The sequence below is a fragment of the Bradyrhizobium sp. AUGA SZCCT0283 genome (assembly GCF_018130385.1).
In the GTDB taxonomy this organism is placed as follows: Bacteria; Pseudomonadota; Alphaproteobacteria; order Rhizobiales; family Xanthobacteraceae; genus Bradyrhizobium.
Genome location: NZ_JAFCLU010000001.1, coordinates 172,432 through 195,533, shown reverse-complemented (window position 1 = coordinate 195,533; position 23,102 = coordinate 172,432). Strand labels below are relative to the sequence as shown.

At 64.2% G+C, this 23,102-nt stretch carries 19 protein-coding genes; 15 read left to right on the top strand and 4 right to left on the bottom strand.

The window, feature by feature from the left end:
- Positions 1-49: 49 nt before the first annotated feature.
- Positions 50-2,785 (bottom strand): DNA mismatch repair protein MutS, encoded by a 2,736-nt coding sequence (gene mutS / locus JQ624_RS00940; protein ID WP_212416957.1) that lies wholly within the window; start codon positions 2,783-2,785, stop codon positions 50-52.
- A 320-nt stretch (positions 2,786-3,105) separates the two neighbouring features.
- Here mutS and pcaF point away from each other — a divergent pair, with 320 nt between their 5' ends.
- From pcaF to JQ624_RS00865, 15 genes are all read left to right on the top strand, one after another.
- Positions 3,106-4,314 (top strand): 3-oxoadipyl-CoA thiolase, encoded by a 1,209-nt coding sequence (gene pcaF, locus JQ624_RS00935; RefSeq protein WP_212416956.1) that lies wholly within the window; start codon positions 3,106-3,108, stop codon positions 4,312-4,314.
- Positions 4,315-4,505: 191 nt separating this feature from the next.
- On the top strand, positions 4,506-5,207 hold the full coding sequence (gene pcaH, locus JQ624_RS00930; protein WP_212416955.1) for a protocatechuate 3,4-dioxygenase subunit beta: 702 nt from the start codon (positions 4,506-4,508) through the stop codon (positions 5,205-5,207).
- Positions 5,208-5,810, top strand: a complete 603-nt coding sequence (gene pcaG, locus JQ624_RS00925) for a protocatechuate 3,4-dioxygenase subunit alpha (protein ID WP_212416954.1) — start codon at positions 5,208-5,210, stop codon at positions 5,808-5,810.
- A gap of 47 nt (positions 5,811-5,857) precedes the next feature.
- Entirely contained in the window at positions 5,858-6,796 is a 939-nt protein-coding gene (locus JQ624_RS00920) for a LysR family transcriptional regulator (RefSeq protein ID WP_212416953.1), read from the top strand.
- A gap of 129 nt (positions 6,797-6,925) precedes the next feature.
- Positions 6,926-7,816 carry a shikimate dehydrogenase gene (locus tag JQ624_RS00915; protein WP_212416952.1) on the top strand — a complete coding sequence of 297 codons (891 nt, stop codon included), beginning with the start codon at positions 6,926-6,928 and terminating at the stop codon, positions 7,814-7,816.
- A 108-nt stretch (positions 7,817-7,924) separates the two neighbouring features.
- Positions 7,925-9,061, top strand: coding sequence for an ABC transporter substrate-binding protein (locus JQ624_RS00910; protein WP_212416951.1), 1,137 nt, complete (start codon positions 7,925-7,927; stop codon positions 9,059-9,061).
- Between the two features lie 99 nt (positions 9,062-9,160).
- Positions 9,161-10,036 (top strand): branched-chain amino acid ABC transporter permease, encoded by an 876-nt coding sequence (locus JQ624_RS00905; RefSeq protein WP_212416950.1) that lies wholly within the window; start codon positions 9,161-9,163, stop codon positions 10,034-10,036.
- The gene (locus JQ624_RS00900; protein ID WP_212416949.1) at positions 10,033-11,031 is read left to right on the top strand and encodes a branched-chain amino acid ABC transporter permease; all 999 of its coding nucleotides are present in this window, start codon (positions 10,033-10,035) and stop codon (positions 11,029-11,031) included. The genes JQ624_RS00905 and JQ624_RS00900 overlap by 4 nt, the downstream gene beginning before the upstream one ends.
- Positions 11,028-11,771 carry an ABC transporter ATP-binding protein gene (locus tag JQ624_RS00895; RefSeq protein ID WP_212416948.1) on the top strand — a complete coding sequence of 248 codons (744 nt, stop codon included), beginning with the start codon at positions 11,028-11,030 and terminating at the stop codon, positions 11,769-11,771. Before JQ624_RS00900 ends, JQ624_RS00895 begins: the two co-directional genes overlap by 4 nt.
- A gap of 11 nt (positions 11,772-11,782) precedes the next feature.
- A complete protein-coding gene (locus tag JQ624_RS00890; RefSeq protein ID WP_212416947.1) occupies positions 11,783-12,523 on the top strand; it encodes an ABC transporter ATP-binding protein in 741 nt (246 codons plus the stop codon).
- Positions 12,520-13,578 (top strand): Gfo/Idh/MocA family protein, encoded by a 1,059-nt coding sequence (locus tag JQ624_RS00885; protein WP_212416946.1) that lies wholly within the window; start codon positions 12,520-12,522, stop codon positions 13,576-13,578. Before JQ624_RS00890 ends, JQ624_RS00885 begins: the two co-directional genes overlap by 4 nt.
- Positions 13,575-15,446, top strand: coding sequence for a bifunctional sugar phosphate isomerase/epimerase/4-hydroxyphenylpyruvate dioxygenase family protein (locus JQ624_RS00880; protein WP_212416945.1), 1,872 nt, complete (start codon positions 13,575-13,577; stop codon positions 15,444-15,446). Before JQ624_RS00885 ends, JQ624_RS00880 begins: the two co-directional genes overlap by 4 nt.
- Positions 15,447-15,482: 36 nt before the next feature.
- The gene (locus tag JQ624_RS00875; RefSeq protein ID WP_212416944.1) at positions 15,483-17,312 is read left to right on the top strand and encodes a tannase/feruloyl esterase family alpha/beta hydrolase; all 1,830 of its coding nucleotides are present in this window, start codon (positions 15,483-15,485) and stop codon (positions 17,310-17,312) included.
- 6 nt (positions 17,313-17,318) lie between these two features.
- Positions 17,319-19,040: an FAD-dependent oxidoreductase gene (locus JQ624_RS00870; protein WP_283816888.1), complete on the top strand. Its 1,722-nt coding sequence runs from the start codon at positions 17,319-17,321 to the stop codon at positions 19,038-19,040.
- Positions 19,040-19,849 (top strand): sugar phosphate isomerase/epimerase, encoded by an 810-nt coding sequence (locus JQ624_RS00865; RefSeq protein ID WP_212416942.1) that lies wholly within the window; start codon positions 19,040-19,042, stop codon positions 19,847-19,849. Before JQ624_RS00870 ends, JQ624_RS00865 begins: the two co-directional genes overlap by 1 nt.
- Positions 19,850-19,863: 14 nt before the next feature.
- On the opposite strand, the gene JQ624_RS00860 is transcribed toward JQ624_RS00865, so the two are convergent.
- The 3 genes from JQ624_RS00860 to JQ624_RS00850 are packed head-to-tail and all read right to left on the bottom strand — an operon-like array spanning position 19,864 to position 23,087.
- On the bottom strand, positions 19,864-21,423 hold the full coding sequence (locus JQ624_RS00860) for an MDR family MFS transporter (RefSeq protein WP_212416941.1): 1,560 nt from the start codon (positions 21,421-21,423) through the stop codon (positions 19,864-19,866).
- 4 nt (positions 21,424-21,427) lie between these two features.
- Positions 21,428-22,600, bottom strand: coding sequence for an HlyD family secretion protein (locus JQ624_RS00855; protein WP_212416940.1), 1,173 nt, complete (start codon positions 22,598-22,600; stop codon positions 21,428-21,430).
- Entirely contained in the window at positions 22,593-23,087 is a 495-nt protein-coding gene (locus JQ624_RS00850; RefSeq protein ID WP_212416939.1) for a MarR family transcriptional regulator, read from the bottom strand. Before JQ624_RS00850 ends, JQ624_RS00855 begins: the two co-directional genes overlap by 8 nt.
- Between the last annotated feature and the right edge of the window lie 15 nt (positions 23,088-23,102).

The window sequence follows — 23,102 nt, the reverse complement described above, 5'->3', positions numbered from 1 at the left end:
GGGCGCGCATTCGCGAGACCCGTTGGCTCGCAATGACGGGGTGAGAGTCTTACCCCTTCGGCAATTTCGCCTTCAGCGCATACAACGCCTCTAGCGCCTCGCGCGGCGACATCTCGTCGGGATGCAGCGCCTTCACCGCCTCCATCAATTGCTCCGCCTCGCTCGGCGGCGCGGCTTCGGCGGCGGCGCGGGAGGGGACGGCGAACAGCGGCAAATCGTCGGCGAGCGCGCGCGCGGTCTGGCCGCGGTCTTGGGCTTCGAGCTTGGCCAGCACCGATTTGGCGCGCGCGATCACGGCGGGCGGCAGGCCGGCGAGCTTCGCGACCTGAATGCCGTAGGAGCGGTCGGCAGAGCCCGGCAGCACCTCGTGCAGGAACACGACGTCGCCCTGCCACTCCTTGACCCGCACGGTGGCGTTGAACATCCGCGGCAGCTTGGCGGAGAGTGCAGTCAGCTCATGGTAATGCGTGGCGAACAGCGCGCGGCAGCGGTTGGCTTCGTGCAGATGCTCGATCGCGGCCCACGCGATCGACAGGCCGTCGAAGGTGGCGGTGCCGCGGCCGATTTCGTCGAGGATGACCAGCGAGCGCTCGCTGGCCTGATTGAGGATGACGGCGGTCTCCACCATCTCGACCATGAAGGTGGAGCGGCCGCGCGCGAGATCATCCGCCGCGCCGACGCGTGAGAACAGCCGGTCGACGACGCCGATCCGTGCGCGTGACGCCGGCACGTAGGAGCCGATCTGCGCCATCAGCGCGATCAGCGCGTTCTGGCGCAGGAAAGTCGATTTGCCGGCCATGTTGGGGCCGGTAATCAGCCAGATCTGGCCGGATTTCTGCGCGGGTCCCGGTGAGAGGTCGCAGGCGTTCGCAATGAACGGCTGGCCGTCGCGCTTCAGCGCCTGTTCGACGACGGGATGCCGGCCGCCCTCGACGGCGAAGCCGAGCGAGCCATCGACTTCGGGGCGCACATAATTGTCATCGACCGCCAGCTTCGCCAGCGCGGTCGCAACGTCCAGCAGCGCAAACGCATGCGCCGCGGCGCGCAAATCGTCGCTGGCCGCAAGCGCCATCGCGCAGAGCCGCTCGAAGATTTCGAGTTCGAGGTTCAGCGCGCGGTCGCCGGCATTGGCGATCTTGGCTTCGATCTCGCCGAGCTCGGACGTGGTGAAGCGAACCTGTCCTGCCAGCGTCTGGCGGTGGATGAAGGTCGCATTCAACGGCGGCGCCATCAGCCTGTCGCCGTGCTGCGCCGTCACCTCGACGAAATAACCGAGCACATTGTTGTGACGGATCTTGAGCGCCTTGATGCCGGTATCCTCGGCGTAGCGCGCCTGCATCGCGGCGACGACGAGGCGGGAGGCATCGCGCAGATTGCGGCTCTCGTCGAGGGCGGGCTCGTAGCCTTCGCGGATGAAGCCGCCGTCGCGCTTGATCAGCGGCAGTTGCTCGGCGAGTGCGCGTTCAAACTCGCGGGCAAGGTCGCGCGAGGGGCGGCGCAGCGCCTCCATCACGGCCACGATTTCAGATGGTGGCGCTTCGAGTTGCGCCAGCCGCGCCAGCGCCTGGTCGGCGGCAACGATTCCGTCGCGCAGGCCCGCAAGGTCGCGAGGGCCGCCGCGTCCGACCGACAGCCGCGCCAAAGCCCGCGACATGTCGGGCGCGGCGCGCAGTGTGGTTCTGACGTCGTCGCGCGCCGCGCTGTCGGCGACAAAGGCGGCAATCGCGTCCAGTCGCCGCGCGATTCCCGCGCTGTCGGTGAGTGGGGCTGCGAGACGCTGCGCCAGCAGGCGTGATCCCGCGGCGGTTACCGTGCAGTCGATCGCATCGAGCAGCGACCCGCGCCGTTCGCCTGACAGCGTGCGGGTCAATTCGAGGTTGGCGCGGGTGGCGGGGTCGATCGCCATCGTGGTGCCGGCGGCTTCCCGCGATGGCGGCGACAGCGGCGGACGCTTTCCGACCTGCGTGCGGTCGATATAGGTGACGGCGGCGGCCGCCGCGGTTGCCTCCAGCCGTGACATCGCGGAAAGGCCATCCATGGTCGCGACCGCGAAATAGTCGCACAGCCGCCGTTCCGCGGTGGCGCCGTCGAAGACGTCGCGGGTGAGCGGCGTCACCGACGGCAGTTCGCGCAGCAGCGGTCCCAAATCAGGATCGCCATAGAGCGCGTCAGTGACGATGACCTCATTCGGATTGATCCGCGCCAGCGTCGCCGCAAGTTCCGCGTTCGCACATTCCGTGACCATGAACTCCGAGGTCGAGATATCGATCCAGGCCAGGCCAATGCGGTCGCCGCCGGAAGAGGCGCGGGCGCGCGCGATGGCGAGCAGATAATTGTTGGTGCGGGCGTCCAGCAGCGTGTCTTCGGTCAGCGTGCCTGGTGTCACCAGCCGCACGACGCCACGGGCCACCACGCTCTTGTTGCCACGGGCGCGTGCCGCGGCGGGATTCTCTGTCTGCTCGCACACGGCAACGCGGTGGCCGGCATTGATCAGGCGATGCAGATAGTCCTCGGAGCGCTCCACCGGCACGCCGCACATCGGGATGTCCATGCCCTGGTGCTTGCCGCGCTTGGTCAGCACGATGCCGAGCGTTTTGGAGGCGATCTCGGCGTCCTCGAAGAACAGCTCGTAGAAATCGCCCATCCGGTAGAACAGCAGCAGCCCGGGATGGGCGGCCTTGATCTCGAGGTACTGTTCCATCATCGGCGTGACGCGCGAATTTGCGTCAGCGGCCGGCGTGGCTTCGGGAGGCGCGGGGGCGGGGATGGATTGCTGGATCGTCATCAGAGCGTTTTCAAGTGAAGTGGGCACCGGTTCGCGTAAAGAAAACGCGTCAAAACGAGAAGCTGGAACCGGCCGCGGCTCCAGCGGGCGCAACCTACAAAATTTTGCTGTCCGGTCCTATTCCCATACCTGCATTGTCAGAGTTTTCCACGCTCGCCGCCGCACGATTGATCATACCCACCACAAGGGCATGGCGGCCCCCCGCGAAAGCAGCGCACGGGGAACGACGCCTCAATTGACCTGTCGCGGGCACGCTCCTAAAACTCGCCATCAATCCAGCGGGTCAAACGCCTAAAGCACGGCATTCAGGGAGAGATTCTATGCGTGATGTATTCATTTGCGATGCCGTCCGGACCCCGATCGGCCGTTTCGGCGGCTCGCTCGCCAAGGTGCGCGCTGACGATCTGGCCGCGACCCCGATCAAAGCGCTGATGGCGAAGCATCCCAATCTCGACTGGTCGCAGGTGGATGAGGTGTTTTTCGGCTGCGCCAACCAGGCCGGCGAGGACAACCGCAACGTGGCGCGGATGGCGCTGTTGCTGGCGGGCATGCCGGAATCGGTTCCCGGCCAGACCCTCAATCGCCTCTGCGCCTCCGGCCTCGATGCGGTCGGCGCCGCGGGACGGGCGATCCGCGCCGGCGAGATCGATTTCGCGATTGCGGGCGGCGTCGAATCCATGACGCGCGCGCCGTTCGTGATGGGCAAGGCGCCGGAAGCGTTCGCGCGTTCGGCGGAGATTTACGACACCACCATTGGCTGGCGCTTCATCAATCCGTTGATGAAGGCGCAGTATGGCGTCGATGCGATGCCGGAGACCGGCGAGAACGTCGCCGAGGAATTCCAGGTCTCGCGCGCCGACCAGGATGCGATGGCGATCCGCTCGCAGCAGCGCGCGGGCGCCGCGATTGCATCAGGCTATTTTGCCGAGGAAATCACACCCGTCTCGGTGCCGGGCGGCAAGGCCGGGCCGGTCATCGTCGACAAGGATGAGCATCCGCGGCCCGAAACCACGTTGGAGAACCTGACGAAACTGAAGCCGATCGTCCGCAACCCAGGCACGGTGACCGCAGGCAATGCATCCGGCGTCAATGACGGCGCGGCGGCGATGATCCTCGCCTCCGAAGCCGCCGTGAAGAAGCACGGACTGACGCCCCGGGCGCGCATCCTCGGCCTCGCCTCGGCCGCGGTGCCGCCGCGCATCATGGGCATCGGCCCGGTGCCGGCGACCAGGAAGCTGATGGAGCGGCTTGGCATCAAGATCTCTGACTTCGATCTGATCGAGCTCAATGAAGCCTTCGCCTCGCAGGGGATAGCCTGCTTGAGGCAACTGGGCGTCCAGGACGACGCCGACTTCGTCAACCCGCATGGCGGCGCGATCGCGCTCGGCCATCCGCTCGGTATGAGCGGCGCGCGGCTGGCGTTGACGGCGGTGCACGGCATGGAGAAGCGGGGCGGCAAGCTTGCCTTGGCAACCATGTGCGTCGGCGTCGGTCAGGGCGTCGCGGTCGCGATCGAAAAGATTAACTGACGCCCACGGCGTCATTCCGGGGCGATGCGTAGCATCGAACCCGGAATCTCGAGGTTCCGGGTTCGTGCTTCGCACGCCCCGGAACGACGATGACGGAACAAGTCCAATGAAATGGCTCTTTCCCAAATTAGTTATGTCCTATAATGATCGGCAGCGCGGCTGAACGGCGCGATGCGAGGGAGGAGTTGGTCATGACATTGGTCTATCCAGTGCAAAGTCTCGCGGCGCACCCGCCGCGGCTGTCGCCCGCCTACAAGAGCACGGTCAAGCGCTCGCCCTCCAAGCCGCTGATTCCGATGCGGCACACGCTGTCCGAATTGACCGGGCCGGTCTACGGCCACGAGACGGTGCGTGAGAACGATCACGATCTCACCGTTCAGGGCAAGGGCGAACCGATCGGCGAACGCATCATCGTGCACGGCCATGTGCTCGACGAAGACGGCCGCGGCGTCCCGAACACGCTGGTCGAACTCTGGCAGGCCAATTCCTGCGGCCGATACGTCCATGTCGTCGATCAGCATCCCGCGCCGCTCGATCCGAATTTCACCGGTGCCGGCCGCACCCAGTCGGATGCGCAGGGCTATTACCGCTTCGTCACCATCAAGCCTGGCGCCTACCCCTGGGGCAATCACCACAACGCCTGGCGGCCGGCCCACATCCACTTCTCGGTGTTCGGCCACTCCTTCGTGTCGCGTCTGGTGACGCAGATGTATTTCCCCGGCGATCCCTTGTTCCCGTTCGATCCGATCTTCAATTCGGTCACCGACGAGAAGGCGCGCAACAGGATGATCTCGTCGTTCGATCTGGAGAACACCAAGCCGGATTGGGCGCTGTGCTACCGCTTCAACATTGTGCTGCGTGGGCGCAACGCCACGCCGATGGAGAACAGTTAAGTGCAACAGACCAGGCCAGACGGCATCACCCCGTCGCAAACCGTCGGTCCGTATTTCGCCTATGGCCTGACGCCGAACGGCAAATACGACTGGAACGATGCGTTCAACAACAACCTGGTGACGTCGGACACGTCGGGCGAACGCATTCGCATCGAAGGACAGGTGTTCGACGGCGACGGCGCGGTCGTGCCGGATTGCATGCTGGAGATCTGGCAGGCGGACGCGCAGGGGCGCTTCTCCGATCCGCAGGACAAGCGAGCGCTGACGAATACGTCATTCAAGGGATTCGGCCGCATTGGCACCGATGCAAAGGGCGGCTACGCCTTCGACACCATCAAGCCGGGCATCGTGCCCGATCCCGACGGCAAGCCGCAGGCGCCGCATATCGTGCTTGCGGTCTATGCGCGCGGCATGCTGCTGCATCTCTATTCCCGGATCTATTTCGACGGCGAAGCCGCCAACGCCGCCGATCCGGTGCTGGCGCTGGTGCCGGCCGATCGCCGCACCACGCTGATCGCGACGCGGCAGCCGGGCGGCAATGCCGTCTATCGTTTCGATATCCATCTGCAGGGTGACAAAGAGACGGTGTTCTTCGACGTGTAGCTGCAATCACATCGCAGCCGCACCCAGCGACAGGCGAGACTTCGCACATGATGACGCTGCGCCAGGTCGAGGTGATCCGCGCCGTGATGGTGACCGGCACGATCGGCGGGGCTGCGAGGCTTCTGAACGTGTCGGCGCCGGGCATCAGCCGGCTGGTGAAGTACACCGAGAAGTCGCTGGGCGTCCGCTTCTTCCAGCGCCAGAACGGGCGCTATTTCCCGACCCCCGAAGCCCGCAACATCTTCGAGCAGATTAACGGTGTCTACGAGAAGATGGATGACCTCTCCGAGATCATCTCCAAGATCGGACGCGGCGATCTGTCCGAGCTGCGCATCGGCTCAGTACCCAGCATCTCGCAGGTCATGGTGCCGCGCGCGATCGAGCGGGTCCGGCGCCGCTATCCCGAATTGCGGATCGACATCAACATCCTCAAGATCGAGGAGGCCGTCGATTACCTGTTGCTGGGCCGCGGCGATTGCGTCGCCATGAGTTATCGGCTTGAGCATCCCGGCCTCGACTTTCTGCCGCTGGCGTCGGGCGAATTGTTCTGCATCGTGCCGGCGGGGCATGAGCTTGCCGGATGCAAGCAGGTCTCGGCCGCGGAAATCATCCGCTATCCGCTGATCGGGATCGATCCCAACGATCCCTACGGGCGGATCATGGCGGAGATATTTGCGCGCAACAAACTCGCTTACGACATCACCATCCGTGCGCGCTTCGGCACCACCGTGTGCGCGCTGGTCAAGGCAGGACTAGGCATTGCCGTGATCGACCAGTTTACCGTCGCCCATGGCGGCTATCCCGGCGTCGAATTGCTCAGGATCGTCGAGCCGACCAGGTTCGACACTTACATTGCGGTGAAGCGCGGCGCGCCGCTGTCGCTGCACATCGAACATTTCATCGAATGCCTGCGTTCGGAAATGCGGGCGGTGGGGCCGGGCAAGGCGGCGCCGCGCAAGCCTGATTCCAGGCCGCGTAAGAAATAACATGATGTTATCTATCCGGCATAAATGGGTAATTGTGTTAGGTCAGCAAAGCGCTATCGTCTGCCCGGGTCGGGGCCTATCCCGAACCGACCGCCGCCGCCAACGCGCATTGCGCCCGATGACGAGATCATGAGCCCTGCCGCCCGACCGCTTGCTCCCGCCGACTGCCGCTTTCTCACCGGCCTGATCGGTGCGCCGATTGCGCATTCGGCGTCGCCCGCGATGCATGAGCGGGCCGCCGAAGCGCTCGGCGCGCATTGCCACTACCAGCTGATCGAGGTTGCCGGTGCCGGGCGCGAAGAGCTGCGGTTGCTGCTGGACGGCGTGCGACGCCTGGGCTTTGCCGGCGTCAACGTCACCTTTCCCTACAAGGAGGCGGTGGTCTCCCTGCTCGACGAACTGTCGCCGGGCGCGCAGGCGATCGGTGCGGTCAACACCGTCGTGGTCCGCGATGGCCGGCTGACCGGACATAACACCGACACTACGGGATTTGCCCGGGCAATCACCGAGCTTGTCCGTGACCCCGCGCAGAGCACGGTCGCTGTGATCGGCGCCGGCGGCGTCGGCAAGGCGATTGCCTTTGCGCTGGCCGGGATCGGCGTCGCCGAGATCAGGATCTTCGACACTGACCGCGCCAAGGCTACGCAACTCGCCGGCCAGATCGGGAAACGCGGCAAGACAAGTGTTGTCGACAGCGTCGAGGACGCCATGCGCGGCGCCACCGGGGTCGTCAACGGTTCACCGGTCGGCATGTTGCCGAACCGCGGCACGCCCGTTCCGGACGCCCTGCTGCATCAGGACATATGGGTCGCCGACGCGGTCTACACGCCGCTCTGGACGCCGCTGTTGAACGCTGCAAAGGCAAAGGGCGCCAAGGTCATGACCGGGCGTGAGCTCGCGATCTATCAGGCCGCGGACGCCTTCGAACTGTTCACGGGGCTGAAGCCATCGGCCGCCGAGATGGGAAATGCATTCGACGCCGTGATGGCCAGACGCTACGCTAAAGTGAACGCAGCCTAGAGCATGATCCGGAAAAGTGGGTACCGGTTTTCCGAAAAGATCATGCTCAAATCAAAGAACGCGGCCGGTCACAAGGCCGCTTAATTGTAACGAGAAGAGGGGATGGAAATGAGATCTGGATTTTTCGCAGGATTCCTGCTTGCCACCGTGTCGGCCGCAGCCGCATTCGCGCAAGGTGCGCCGATCAAGCTCGCCAATGTCGCCGAACTGTCCGGCGGCGGCGCCACCGTCGGCAATAACTGGAAAAACGGCATCGACCTTGCGATCGAGGAGATCAACGCCAAGGGCGGGTTGCTCGGCCGCAAGCTGGAAGTCACGCACGCGGATTCGCAATCGAATCCCGGCGTCGCGCGTGCGCAGGTGCAGAAGGCGCTCGATAGCGAGCCCTATGTGCTGCTTGGGCCCGGCTACTCCGGATCGGTCAAGGTCACCGCGCCGCTCGCCGCGGAAGCCGGCATCGCGCAGATCATGGGCGGCGAGGCCGCCGAACTGACACAAGGCGGCAACAAATTCCTGTTCCGCACGTCGTTCGGCCAGCAATCCTCGATGCCGAAGGTCGCCAAATACATCAACGACGAGCTGAAGGCGAAATCGGTCGCGATCGTCTGGGTCAACAATGATTTCGGCAAGGGTGGCCGCGACGTCATCACCAAGGAATTCGCCAAATACAACATCAAGGTCGCGGCTGACATTTCCACGGAAGCCGGACAAGCCGACTTCGCCGCCGACGTCAGCAAGATCAAGGCCGCGGCGCCCGATGCGGTGTTCGTCTATGTCAACGAGGAAGAAAGCGCGCGGATGCTCAAGGAGCTGAAGCGCCAGGCGATCACCGTGCCGCTGATGGGCGAGACGACGTTGGTCGGCCAGAAAGTCGTCGAACTCGCCGGCGATGCCGCAAACGGCGCACGCGGCCATGTCGGCCTCACCACCGATGCACCGGTCGACCTGATCAAGGCGTTCCGGGAAAAGTTCGTCAAGAAGTACAATTACGTGCCTGATCACAACGGGCTGAAGGGCTATCTCGCGATCTACATGATCAAGGCCACCACCGAGAAGATGGGCAAGGTCGACGCCAAGGCGTTCGCCGACAATCTGCACGGCCTCACCATCAAGGCCGCGAGCGAGCCCGGCATCCTGATGGATGTGACCTTCGATGAGAAGGGCGACATCGATCGCCAGGGTTTTCTGGTCGAGATCGTCGACGGCAAACAGGTCGTCAAGCAAGTGCTGCCAAAACTGAACTGAGCCACGGCCCGGGCGGCGCGCGGAAGAACGCGCCCCCGTCGCGATCAGTCATTGCGAAACAGCATTGATATCGTCCACCTGTGACGGTGAGGGAGAAGCATGTCCAATCTGCTCGATTTGCTCGTGGCAGGCCTTGCGACCGGGGCGATCTACGCCCTCGTCGCGGTCGGTTTCATGCTGCTGTGGCAGACGTCGCAAACCATCAATTTCGCGCAAGGCGAATTCGTGATGCTGCCGGCGTTCCTGATGCTGGCGGTGATGCATGCCGGCGCGCCGTTCTGGCTCGCGATCATTCTCGGCATCCTGCTGTCGCTGCTGCTGCTGGGGCTCGGCTTCAAGCTGCTGCTGGTTGACCCGATGCTGCGGCACGGCGTGCTGCCGCTGGCGATCGCGACCATGGCGCTGGCGATCGGCATGAAGGAGGCGGTGAAGCAGTTCTTCAGCGCCGAAGCGTCGCCGTTCCCCTCCATCGTGCCGGCCGGTGACGTCTCGATCCTCGGCCGGGTGGTCTCGTTGCAGAGCCTCGGCGTGCTCGCGCTCGCGATCGCGGTGGTGATCGGCCTGACCGCGCTTTTGAACCGCACCTCGGTCGGTCACCAGATGCAGGCGACCGCCCAGAACCCGACAGTCGCCCGCATCATCGGCGTGCCGGTCGAGCGCATGATCCTGCTGACCTTCCTGATCAACGCCTTTCTGGTCGCGCTGGCCTCGCTGCTGATCACGCCGATCTATCTGGCGAAATTCTCCTCCGGCGAGATACTGGGGCAGGCGGCGTTCATCGCGGCGATCGTCGGCGGTTTCAACCAGGTGCGCGGCGCCATCGCCGGTGGGCTGTTGATCGGCGTCGTCGACAATCTGTCAGCCGCCTATGTGTCGACGCAGTACCGCGCCGCGGTGCCGCTGATCCTGCTGATCGTCATCATCCTGTTCCGTCCGCAGGGGCTGCTCGGCCGGCCCGAGGAGCGCACGGTATGACCGCCACAGGGAAATATCTGCGCATCGCGCTCGGCGTCGTGGTGATCGCCGCCCTGATCATCGTGCCGATGAACTTCAACCGCTATGGCCTGTTCATCCTGAGCCAGTGGGCGGTGATGACGATCGCCGCGATGGGGCTCAACCTGACACTGGGCTATGCCGGCCAGGTCTCGCTGGCGCAGGGCGCATTCGTCGGCATCGGCGCCTATGCGGCGGCGATCATGACCACCCAGGGCCTGCCGCTGGTGGCCGCGCTTGGCGTCGCCATCGTGCTGTGTTTTGCGATCGGCTGGATCCTGGGCTATCCGGCGCTGCGCGTGCAGCATCATTATCTGGCTTTCGTCACGCTGGCTTTCTCGACGCTGGCCTTCCTGGTGTTCCGCAACGAGGACTGGCTCACCAAGGGCATCTACGGCATCTCCAACATTCCGCGGCCCAATGTTCTGGGCTTCGCGACCAACCGTCCGCTGCCGTTCTATTATTTCTGCCTCGGCTCGCTTGCGCTCGTCTCGCTGGCGATGTGGTGGCTGATCCGCTCGCCCTGGGGCCGCGCCTTCGTGGCACTGCGCGAAAATCCGGTGCGGGCGCTGTCGCTCGGCATCGACACCCGGCGCTATACGCTGATGGCGTTCGCAATCGGATCGGCGCTCGGTGGCGTCGCCGGCACGCTCTATGCGCCGCTGACGCAATATATCGATCCGGTTCCGTTCAACCTCTCGCTCTCGCTCGATCTGTTGATGATGGTGATCGTCGGCGGCTCCGGATTCTTCTTCGGGCCGTTCCTCGGCGCGATGATCGCGGTGCTGCTGCCGGAGTGGCTGCGCTTCACGCAGGGCTATTACCTGATGCTCTACGCGGTCGCCGTGATGCTGCTCCTGATCTATTCGCCGACCGGCATTCTCGGCAGCCTCGATCGCTATCTGGCCGAGCGGCGCACCAAGGCGGCATCGGCGCTCCGCGCGGTCGCCAAATCCCGGCTGGAGACGGCGCCATGACCGCGGTCCTCGAAGTCAGCGACATCAGGAAGAGCTTTGGCGGCATCAAGGCCGTCGACGGCGTCAGCTTCGACGTGCAGGAGGGTGAAATCCTCGGCCTGATCGGCCCGAACGGCTGCGGCAAGTCCACGCTCTTCAACTGCATCCTCGGCCAGCTCATGCCGACCGGCGGCGAGGTGAAGGTCGACGGCAAGGTCGTCACCGGATTGCGGCCGTCCGAATTGAACCGTCTCGGTGTCAGCCGCACCTTCCAGCTTTTGCAGGTGTTTCCCAAGCTGTCGGTGCGGGAGAATTTGATCCTCGCCGGCCAGGAGCATCAGGGCAATATGATGTCGCGGCTGTTCGGCCCTTCCGACGCCGGATTATCAGCGGCGGCCGACCAGATGATCGGTTTCTTCAAGCTCGATCATCTCGCGACCGAAGCGGCCGGCGGCCTGTCCTACGGCCAGCAGAAACTGCTCGATGCTGCCATGGCGTTCATGGGCGGGCCGCGGCTGGTGCTGCTCGATGAGCCCGCCGGCGGCGTCAACCTCACCATGCTCGGTGATCTCAAGGAGCGGCTGGCGGCGATCAACCGCGAGAGGCGCGCCACCTTCGTCGTGATCGAGCACAACATGGAATTCGTGATGTCGCTGTGCACGCGCGTCATGGTGATGGCGGAAGGCAAGATGCTGGCGATGGGCACGCCGGCCGAAGTCCGCGCCAATCCCGCCGTCATCGAAGCCTATCTCGGCCATTGAGGGATCGATCCATGAACGATGCCATCCTGGATGTTCAAGGCCTCGTCGGCGGTTACGGCAAGATGACGATCCTCAACGGCACCACCTTTTCGGTGCCGGCGGGCTCCATCACCACGGTGATCGGCCCGAACGGCGCCGGCAAATCCACCGTGTTCAAGGCGATTTTCGGCCTGTTGAAGTTGCGCGAAGGCAGGATCGTATTCAAAGGGCGCGACGTCACGGGGCTGAGCCAGCGCGAATTGCTGACATCAGGCATCTGCTACGTGCCTCAGGGCCGCAATATCTTCCCCGAGCTTTCCGTGCGCGACAACATCCAGCTCGGCGCTGTCGTCGCCGGGCGCGATATCACGGACCTGCCTGACCGGATCGAGGCCGCGCTCGACAAGTTCCCGGTGCTGCGCAAGAAGGCGACCCAGCAGGCATCCACGCTGTCGGGCGGCGAACAGAAGCAGCTCGAAGTCGCCCGCGGCCTACTGCTCAATCCGCAACTGGTGCTGATCGACGAGCCGTCGATCGGGCTTTCGCCGCTGATGGTGCAGCAGACCTTCAACATTCTGAAAGATCTCCGCGACCGCGGCGTGTCGATCCTGATGATCGAGCAGAACGCCCGCTCGGCGCTGGAGATTTCCGATTACGGCATCGTGCTCGAGCTCGGTCAGACCCGGCTTGTCGACACCGCGCAGCGCGTGCTGAACGATCCCCGCATCGGGCAATTGTTCCTGGGCGGCGCCATGACGGAAACTGCCGCATGAGCGGCGCGATCCGGATCGGCGTGGCGGGCGCGGGCCTGATTGGCCGCAAGCACATCGAGCTGATTGCGGCATCGCCGGATTGCACATTGGCGGGGATCGCCGATCCGTCGCCCGAAGCGAAGGTGTTCGCTGAATCGCGACAAATTCCCTGGCATGCCGATCATCGCGCCCTGCTGGAGCGGGAAGCTCCCGACGGCATGATCGTCGCATCGCCCAACGCGCTGCATCTGGGGATGGTGCTGGATTGCGTTGCGCGCGGTGTGCCGGCGCTGGTCGAGAAGCCGGTGACGGATACGGTGGCCTCCGCGCAGCGCCTCGCCGAAATGGTGCGGCGAACCGGCGTGCCGGTTCTGGTCGGCCACCATCGCCGCCACAATCCCCGGATCAAGGCGATACGCGACAAGGTGGCCGGCGGCGAAATCGGCGAGCTTACCGCGGTCATCGGGCTGTGGCTCTTGAAGAAGCCCGACGACTATTTCGATGTCGCGTGGCGGCGCGAGGCAGGCGGCGGACCGCTGCTGATCAATCTGGTGCACGACATCGACAATCTGCGCTTCATCTGCGGCGAGATTTCAGAGGTTCAGGCCATGACCTCCAACAGAGCGCGCGGCTTTGCCGTCGAGGATACCGCGGGCCTGCTGTTGAAATTCGCGGGTGGCGCGATTGGCACGGTAACGCTGTCGGATGCGACGCCGGCGCCATGGAGCTGGGAACTGTCATCGGGCGAGAACGCGGCCTATCCGAAGCAGGACCAGCCTTGCTATCTGTTCGCCGGCACCAAGGGGGCGCTGTCGGTGCCCACCATGGAGCTGTGGTCGTATCCGGGCCAAGGCGGCTGGTATACGCCACTCTCCCGCACCACGGTCGATGTGCCCTCGGCAGATCCGCTGGTGGAGCAACTCCGGCATTTCTGTGCGGTGATTGCGAGAAGCGAGGTCCCGCTGATTTCCGTCGAAGACGCCATGGGGACACTTGCCGTGGTCGAGGCCGTGCGCGAAGCGGCGCTTACCGGCGCCCGCATATCCCCGGGCCGGATCATGGAGCAGGTCGCATGAACAAGCGCTCGATCGCCACGGTATCGCTCAGCGGCGCGCTCGACGAAAAGCTGCGCGCGATCGCCGCGGCCGGCTTCGATGCCGTCGAGATTTTCGAGAACGACCTCTTGTCGTTCAGCGGCAGCCCGCGCGACGTCGGCCAGATGTGCCGGGATCTCGGGCTGTCGATCTGCGCCTTCCAGCCGTTCCGTGACTTCGAGGGCATGCCGGAGCCGCAGCGCACCCGCAACTTTGCCCGCGCCGAGCGCAAGTTCGACCTGATGCAGGAATTGCAGACCGACTTGATGCTGATCTGCAGCAATATCTCTCCGGCTTCGCTCGGCGGCATCGACCGCGCGGCGGGCGATTTCCGCGAATTGGGTGAGGGCGCCGCGGCGCGCGGACTGCGTGTCGGTTATGAGGCGCTCGCCTGGGGGCGTCACGTCAACGACTACCGCGACGCCTGGGAGATCGTGCGGCGCGCCGACCACAAATCGATCGGCGTCATTCTCGACAGCTTTCATGCGCTGGCGCCGTCGTTTCCGACGCTGCCGATTCAATCGATCCCGGCCGACAAGATCTTTTTGGTGCAGCTGGCCGACGCGCCGAAACTCGGCCTCGACGTGCTGTCCTGGAGCCGGCATTTCCGCTGTTTCCCGGGCCAGGGCGACCTGCCGGTCGCGCAGTTTGTGAAAGACGTGCTCGCCACCGGCTATGCCGGTCCGCTATCGCTCGAAATCTTCAACGACCAGTTTCGCGCGGGCTCCGCGGTCCGCACCGCGACCGACGGGCTACGCTCGCTCATCCTGCTCGAGGATGACGTCCGCGGCGCAACATCGGGCGCGCCGGCCATGCCGCTGCAGCCGAAGGCGCGCAGCCGCGGCGTCGGCTTCATCGAATTCGCCGTCAGCGAAGAGAAGGCTAACGATCTTGCCGCGCTGTTCAGCCAGCTCGGTTTTCGCAAGACCGGCGCTCACCGTAGCAAGGACGTCGAACGCTGGTCGCAGGGCCATGTCGACCTCGTGATCAATTGCGAGCCGGACGGTTTTGCGCATTCGCACTTTGTCGCGCACGGCCCCGGCGTCTGCGCCATCGCCATTGACGTGGATGATGCCGCCAGCACCATGGCGCGGGCGGAAGCGCTGCAGGCGCGGACGTTCTACCAGCCAGTCGGGCCGGGGGAACTCGAGATTCCGGCGATCCGCGGCGTCGGCGGCAGCCTGCTGTATTTCCTGGAAGATGCCGGCAAGAACTGGGACCTCGATTTCGAGCCGCTGCGCAGCGATGCGGCGACCGATCGGCTCGATGCCGTCGACCACATCTCGCAGTCGATGCCCTATGACGAGATGCTGTCGTGGCTGTTGTTCTACACCGGCATTCTCGATCTGGAACGCCTGCCGCAGATGGAGATCGCGGATCCGGTCGGACTGGTTCAGAGCCAGGCGCTGATCAACGGCAATCAGGGCCTGCGCGTGGTGCTCAACGGCTCATCCGCCACCCGCACGCTGTCGGCCCGCTTCATCCACGAATTCTTCGGCTCCGGCGTCCAGCACGTCGCGTTCTCTTGCCGCGATATCTTCGCTGCGGTCGCCGACATGCGCGCGCGCGGCGCAGGCTTCCTGAAAATTCCTGACAATTACTACGACGACATCGAAGCCAAATACGGCCTCGACGCTGTGACCATGGTCGCGCTTCGCGACAACCAGATTCTCTACGACCGCGAAGGCGAGGGCGAATTCTTCCAGGTCTATACCCACGCTTTCGACGAACGGTTTTTCTTCGAGATCGTCGAGCGCCGCAACTATCAGGGCTTCGGCGCCGCCAACGCCGCGATCAGGCTGGCGGCCCAGACGCGGGAATCGCGGCCGCTGACGATGCCCAAGGCGTGACTTGCACAACAAGAAAATCAAAAGGGAAGTGAAACGATGTCGATCACGCGAGGAACCAACATCTCCGCGGCGCTGCTGTTGGCCGTCTGCTGCCATCTGACGCCGGCGCTGGCCGAGCCGTTGCCCTGCGATGACGGCATCAAGGCCGCCTTTCGTCCAGACGCTGAAACGTCGGTCATCGCGGTTCGGCTGGTGAAGAAGGGCGAGGAACTGAAAGCGCCCGACGCGGCGCAGCCCGTGACGGCGGCGGCCGATCTTTGCCTGGTGAAGCTATTGGTCGGCCCCGGCGCCACGGCGGAGAAGGACAAGACCGCGCGCTCCTGGTCGGAAGGCATCGGCATCGAGGTCTGGCTGCCGACGCATGCCAACTGGAACGAGCGCATCCGCAACTATGGCGGCGGCGGATGGGTCGGCGGTGGGCATCGCTATGCGGACAAGATCGGCAGCAAGGTGCCGGCCATCGTCAACGCCAATATCGGCTACGCGTCGGGCACGACGGATGCGGGCCAGCCCTGGTATCAGGACGGCTCATTCGCGTTTCTGTCGGACGGCAAGGTCAACGTGGAATCGCTTCGCGATTTCTCCGTGCGAGCGATGGTCGAGCAGGCCGTCAAGACCAAGGCGCTGGTCAACCTCTATTACGGTAAGGCGCCGAAATATGCCTATTACGACGGCCATTCGCAGGGCGGCCGGCAGGGCATGAAGCTCATGCAGGAGTACCCCGAACTGTACGACGGCTACATGATCGCGCAGCCGGCGCTGAGCATCGCGAAGTTTGGCGCGGCGGGGCTCTATCCCCAGATCGTGATGAAGACCGAGCTCGGCTTCACCTCGGCGAACAAGGCGGAGGCCGCAGCCTTCGCCGCAAAGGTCGCCGCCGCCAACAAGCGCGCAGTTGCCGCCTGCGACAAGGCAGGGCTTGGGTTCCTGCTCGATCCCTTTGCCTGCGACTACAATCCCGCGCGCGATGCCGAAGCGCTGTGCGCGGGAGAAGCCGGCGAGGGGGTCACCGGAAATAATGCCGACGCTGCGACCTGCATGAGCCTCAAGGAGGCGAACGCGCTGAACCGGATCTGGTATGGCGCCACCAGCGATGGAAGTTTCGATGCCGCGCAGAGCGCCGACGCGCGGGCCGGCAAATCGCTCGGCAAGAACCAGCTCTGGTGGACGTTCACCAAGAGCACCGCCATTGGAAACCAGATTACCAGCGCTTCTTCCTACGGCGTCGCTTTGGCGCTGCAGGACGTCAGCTACGCCCCCGACGCCAGCACGTCGTCAGGTGATCCGATCACGAATGGTTCGACGGGAGTACGAAATGAATGGCTTGAGCTGGATTACGCCGGGCTCGCCGACGCCGTGAACAAGGGCGTGGCGTTGCAGCCGACGCTATTCAGCGACCTCATCACGGACAAGCCAGACCTAGGCAAGCTGCGCGAGCTCGGCCGCAAGGTCATCGTCTATACGGGCCTCGTCGACGACGCGATCCCGCCCGCCGGCAACATCAATTATCACGAGCGCGTGGTGGCGGCGATGGGCGGGCACGCCGAGGTGCGGAAGTTCATGCGGATGTATTTGCTGCCGGGCTCGGCGCATAGCTCGCAAGGGAGGGCCTACACCGTCGGCGGCAAGAACGACACCGTGCCGCTGCCGAAACTGCCCGGCAATGCCAACCAGACGCCGACGCGCGAGCAGGATCAGTTCTTCACCGCGCTGGTGGATTGGGTCGAGAAGGACACCGCGCCCGGTGAAATCCTGCTGACGTCGCGCGACAACAGCGTCAGCTATCCCGCCTGCGTCTATCCGTTGCGGACGACATGGAACGGCAATGGGGATACAAAGCAGGCTTCGAGTTATAGCTGCCGGTAGCTGTCCTTGCGCCGCCGTCGATTATCCGAGGTCTCGCCCGGTTACGACGTCGTCGTGATCGGCGCCGGAGCTGCCGGTATGTCGGCTGCGCTTTTTTCCGCCATTCAAGGCGCGAAAACGCTGCTGGTCGAGAAGACCGGGTTCGTCGGCGGCACCTCCGCGCTGTCGGCGGGATCGATTTGGATACCCAATACGCGCCATGCGTCGGCGGTCGGTGCGATCGATAGCACGACGAACGTCGAAAAATATCTGCAGCAGATCGTCGGAAACCACGCCGACGTTGCGCTGCGCGCCGCCTTCCTGAAGGCGGGTCCCGCGGCAATCGAGGTTCTGGAAAATCATTCCGAAGTGAAATTGCGGGCCTATGTTCGTCATCCCGACTATCGCTCGGAGCTTGAGGGCGCGGCGCTGGCCGGGCGTGCGCTGGAGCCGTACCCGTTCGACGGGAGGTTGCTTGGCGAGGCGTTCAAGCTGGTTCGTCCGCCATTGCCGGAGTTCACGCTGCTTGGCGGAATGATGGTCGACAGGACCGATATCGGTCATCTGTTGTCATCGACGAGGTCCGTCACATCGTTGTGGCACTCCACCAAGCTCCTTGCGCGTTACACGCGTGACAAAGCGAGCTACGGCAGGGGCGCGCGACTCGTGATGGGTAATGCGCTGGTCGGCCGGCTTCTGTATTCATTGATGCGTCAGGGTGGTGTGGATATCCTGACGGATGCATCGCTCGCGAAGATCATCCGGGAGCCTGGCGGCCCGGTAACGGCTGCGATGTTGGTATCTGAGGGAGTATCGCGCGAGATCGGCGTCAATGCCGCGCTGATTCTGGCTGGAGGCGGTTTCAACCGCCATGCCGGGCGACGCATCGCCGCGCTTGGAACCGAGGCCGGCTGGTCGTCCGTTGCGCCGGGCTCGAGCGGCGATGCGCAGGACAAGGCCCTCGAGATCGGTGCGCGCCTCAGCGAGCGCGATGTCAGCCCTGCATTCTGGGCGCCCGCATCGATCCGGCGGCGCCGCGACGGATCACAAGCGGTCTTTCCGCATTTTGTGCTCGACCGTGCCAAACCGGGGACGCTGGTTGTCGACAGCAACGGGCGTCGGTTCGTCAACGAAGCGATCTCCTATCACCAGTTTGCGCTGGAGATGTTGGCAAAGGGAAAATCGGCCATCCCGGCGTTTCTGATCGCGGATGCCGCAGCTGTCAGGAAGTATGGTATCGGCATGGTGCGTCCCGGCGGCTGGGGAACAAGGGCTGCCGTCGCCGACGGATATTTGATCGCCGGACCAACGATCGAGCAGCTTGCGCGGGGGCTGAACATCGACCCCGGCAATTTGCGCGCGACGGTCGACAGGATGAATGAGCACGCACGCGCCGGCCGCGATGTCGAATTCGCCAGGGGGAGCACGGTGTATCAAAATCACAACGGCGATGCGTCAACGGGTGGGGCCAATCCCAACCTCGGCCGCATTGCGACGCCTCCGTTTTACGCCCTGCGGCTTTATCCTTCCGATATCGGCACGTCGGCGGGACTTGTAACGGATGACGCCGCCCGCGTTCTCGATGCCGGCGATCAGCCCATTGTCGGCCTTTACGCTTGCGGAAACGACATGCAGTCGATTATGGGCGGAACCTATCCCGGACCGGGGATCACGCTCGGACCGGCGATCGTGTTTGCCTTTATTGCCGTGTCCGACGCGCTCGCTGTTCGTTTCGCGAGTGTCGAGTGATGCCGTCATTCTCCCTTGCCGCGCTTACCGCGCTCGAACTTGCGCCGCCCGGATTGATCGACGTGGCCGCGGCCTGCGGTTACGATCACGTCGGAATCCGGCTTCTGCCCGCGATGCCCGGAGGCGTCGCCTATCCGCTGATGGAGGATGCGGCGGCCTTGCGGGAAACCATCGCGCGGCTGGATGCGACCGGCGTGACGGTCGCAGACCTTGAGGTGGTTGCCATCCGGCCGGAAACGGAGATCGCAGCCTTTTCAGCGTTTTTCGAGGCGGGTGCACGCCTCCGCGCAAGGCATGTTCTGGTCGCGGCATACGATCCCGATCTGCACCGGTTTGCGGATCGTTTTGCCGGATTTTGCGAGGCTGCGGCGCCGTACGGGCTGACTGCCGATCTCGAGTTCATGCCCTGGACTTCCGTGCCTGATCTTGCGACGGCCAGACGAATTGTCGAACATGTTCCGCATGCAAATGCCGGGGTTCTCGTGGATGCCTTGCATTTCGACCGGTCGCAGAGCGCGATCGGCGACATTGCAGGGATACCCGCCGGCAAGCTTCACTATTGGCAGTTATGCGACGCCCCGACCGAACGGCCGACGTCGACCGAAGAAATGATGCACGTCGCCCGGAACGAGCGAATGTTTCCTGGGGAAGGCGGTCTCGATCTCGTCGCGCTGGCGCACGCCATGCCGCCGAATATCGTTGTTAGCCTCGAAGTGCCAACCGTAACACTGGCGAAGACCATGGATGCAGCGGCGCGCGCGCGCCGCGCGCTCAGCGGTGCGAAGGGCATATTCATGGCGGCGCGCTAGATTTCCCCGCAACACTACTCGATGACGGCATGATCCGGCGCGACCGATTGGGCACGGAGGGCGACCTTGGTCGAGCCGATCATGATCGCAAGCGGGATCGCGCAAGCGGTGAAGATCATCACCATCTGGTAATCGTACGAGAACGCGATGATCTGGGCCTGCACCTTGAGCATCATGTCCGCCATGGCGCGGCCCTTGTCGGTGGCGAGATCGATCATGCCGCGCACCGCGGGCATCTGCAGCGCATGATTGAACGGGTTGATATGCTCCGAGAGGACCGCATAGGTGTAGCGCGTGCCCTGCGTCAGCTGCGAGATGACGAGCGAGATTCCGACCGAGCTTGCGACATTGCGCATCAAGGTCAGCATCGAGGTGCCGTCGGTGCGCAAATGATTGGGCAGCGTCAGGAACGCCACCGTGGAGAGCGGTACGAACACCAGGCCGAAGCCAAAGCCCTGGACCACGCTGATGATCACGATTTCGGTCACCCCGGTCTGGTCGGTCCAGCCGGTCATGTAGAACAGCGACAGGCAGGTGATGCCGAGGCCCGAGACGATCAGCGTCCGCGCCTCGATATGGCGCATCAGGCGTCCGACCAGCATCATCGCCACGAACGTGCCGCAGCCCCGGCTCGCCAATAGAAGTCCGGCGGTGATGATCGGATAGCCGATCACGTTCTGCAGGAAGGGCGACGACAGCGCCATGGTCGAGAACAGCACCAGCCCCATCACGGCCATGAATACGCAGCCGCCGACGAAATTCTTGTCCTTGAACAGCGCGAACTGGATGAATGGATGCTGCGTGGTCAGCGAATGCGCGAAGAAGTAGTAGAAGCCGATGACGGAGACGATGAACTCGGCGATAATTTCGTTGGATTCCAGCCAGCCGAGCTGCTCGCCGCGGTCGAGCGCGAGCTGCAACGCGCCGATCGCGACCGCAAGCGCGGTGAATCCGAACCAGTCGAACCGCAGCGCGACGTCCTTCCTCGTCTCGTCCATGAAGATCACGAGGCCGAGCACGGTGATGATGCCAAACGGCAGGTTGACGAAGAACACCCAGTGCCAGGAATAGGTCTCGGTCAGCCAGGCGCCGAGCGACGGACCCATGATCGGCCCCATCATCACGCCCATGCCCCAGATTGCCATCGCCTTTGCCCGCTCATGCAGCGCATAGGAGTCGAGCATCACCGCCTGCGACAGCGGCACCAGCGCCGCGCCGAACACGCCTTGCAGCAGGCGGAACAACACCATCTGGCCGATATCCTGCGCCAGCCCGCACATCACGGAAGCAACGGTGAAGCCGGCCGAACAGACGATGAAGATGCGCTTGCGGCCGAAGCGGTTGGCGATCCACCCGACCGGCGCGGTCATGATCGCGGCGGCGACGATATAGGAGGTCAGGACCCAGTTGATCTGGTCCTGCGAGGCGGACAGCGTGCCCTGCATGTAGGGCAACGCGACGTTGGCGATGGTGGTGTCCAGCGCCTGCATGATCGTTGCCGTCATGGCGCAGATCGTCACCATGTTCCGGCGCAGGCCGGGAACGGCAGCCGATGATGCGCCCGGCGTCGCCATGGCGCTATTCGTGGTCCTGGTTAGCCACCGCCGGCGACAGGCCGAGCAGGGTCGACAGCGACCGGCGATGGTTGGTGTCGATCGTGGCGTAGACGCTCATGCCGGCTTTCAGCTTGCGGACGAACTTGTCGTTCTTGTCGAAATAGATCCGTACCGGCACGCGCTGCACCACCTTGACGAAATTGCCTGATGCGTTCTGCGGCGGCAGGATTGCGAACTGCGCGCCGGTGCCGGGCGAGAGCGAGCCGACTGTGCCCTTGAACAAATGATTGGGGAAGGCATCGACCTCGAGCGTGACGGACTGGCCGACCGCGACGTAGGTGAAATCGGATTCCTTCGGATTGGCGTCGACCCAGGGGTTCGAGGTATCGATGATGCTGAACACCGGCGCGCCCGCCATCACGAAGCGGCCGAGCTGAATCTGTTCGACCTGCGTCGCGATGCCGGCCATCGGCGCACGCATCACCGTGTGGTCGAGATTGCGCTGGGCCTGGTCGAGCGCCGCCTTGGCCTGGGCATAGGGCGGGAATTCGCCGAGCGGCAGGTCGGGATTGCCGAGCAGTTGCGCTTTTGCGGTCGCAATCTTCTGCTGCAGCAACTGGAACTGAGCGCTGGCGGTGACGAGGGCGGTGGAAGCGTTGTCGAGGTCGAGCTGCGAGCCGAAATTGTTCTTCACCAGCGCCGACTTGCGTTCGACGTCGCGCCGTTTCAGATCCATGCCCTGCTGCGAAAGCTCGCTCATCTGGCCGTAGATCCTGAGGTCGGCGATCAAATTGTCATAGGTGACGTTGGCCTGCGCGAGGCTGGCCTTGGCCTGCGCCACGGCGAGGCGGAACGGCACCGGATCGATCTCGAACAGCACGTCGCCCGGAGCAACCTGCTGGCCCTCTTTCACCACGACCTTCTCGATCTTGCCGGAGATGTCGGGCGTGATCAGAACCTTCTGCGCGCCGACATAGGCGTCGTCGGTGGTCACGTAGCGGCCGCCGTTGAGATAGAACGTCACGCCGGCCACCAGCGCGACCAGCGGCAACACCACCAGCAGCAGGAAGCGGCGGTAACGTCGCATGCCGGCCATCAGCCGGCGGCGTGGCTCGGCCGCGAGCTTCGGCCGCGACAATGGCGAAGCGGGATTACCCTTCTGTTCGGGCGGAAATTTGAGTACGGGATCAGCCATAACGCTGTTCCTTTCGCGGAGGTTCGTTCGCCGGATGCTGGATCGCGTTGCGAACGTTTTCCTTGATCAGGTCGAGTTGGTCGAGCAGGCGGTGGGCGTCGGCGGGATTGATACCGTCGAGCGCGGTCGCCGTCAGTTCGGAGCGAAGGCCGGCGAGCTTGCCGAGCAACGGACGCGCGGCCTTGCGCAGATAGAGGCGGTTGACGCGACGGTCGTTCTCGTCGCCGCGGCGTTCGATCCAGCCATTGTCGCAGAGCTTGTCGATCAGCCGCGTCAGCGTGATCGGCTGCATCTCCATCTGTTCGGCGAGTTCCGATTGCTTCAGGCCTTCAGTTCGCTCGACCTTGGCCAGAACCGCCCATTGCGCGCGGGTGATGCCGTAACGCGCCGCCTGCCGGTCGGCATAGGCGCGCACCATCCGCTGCACCTCGCCTAGCGTAAACAGGAAGTTCATATCCACGGAACCGCGCATGGCCCTCGCCTCCATAAGCCTGCAATATAA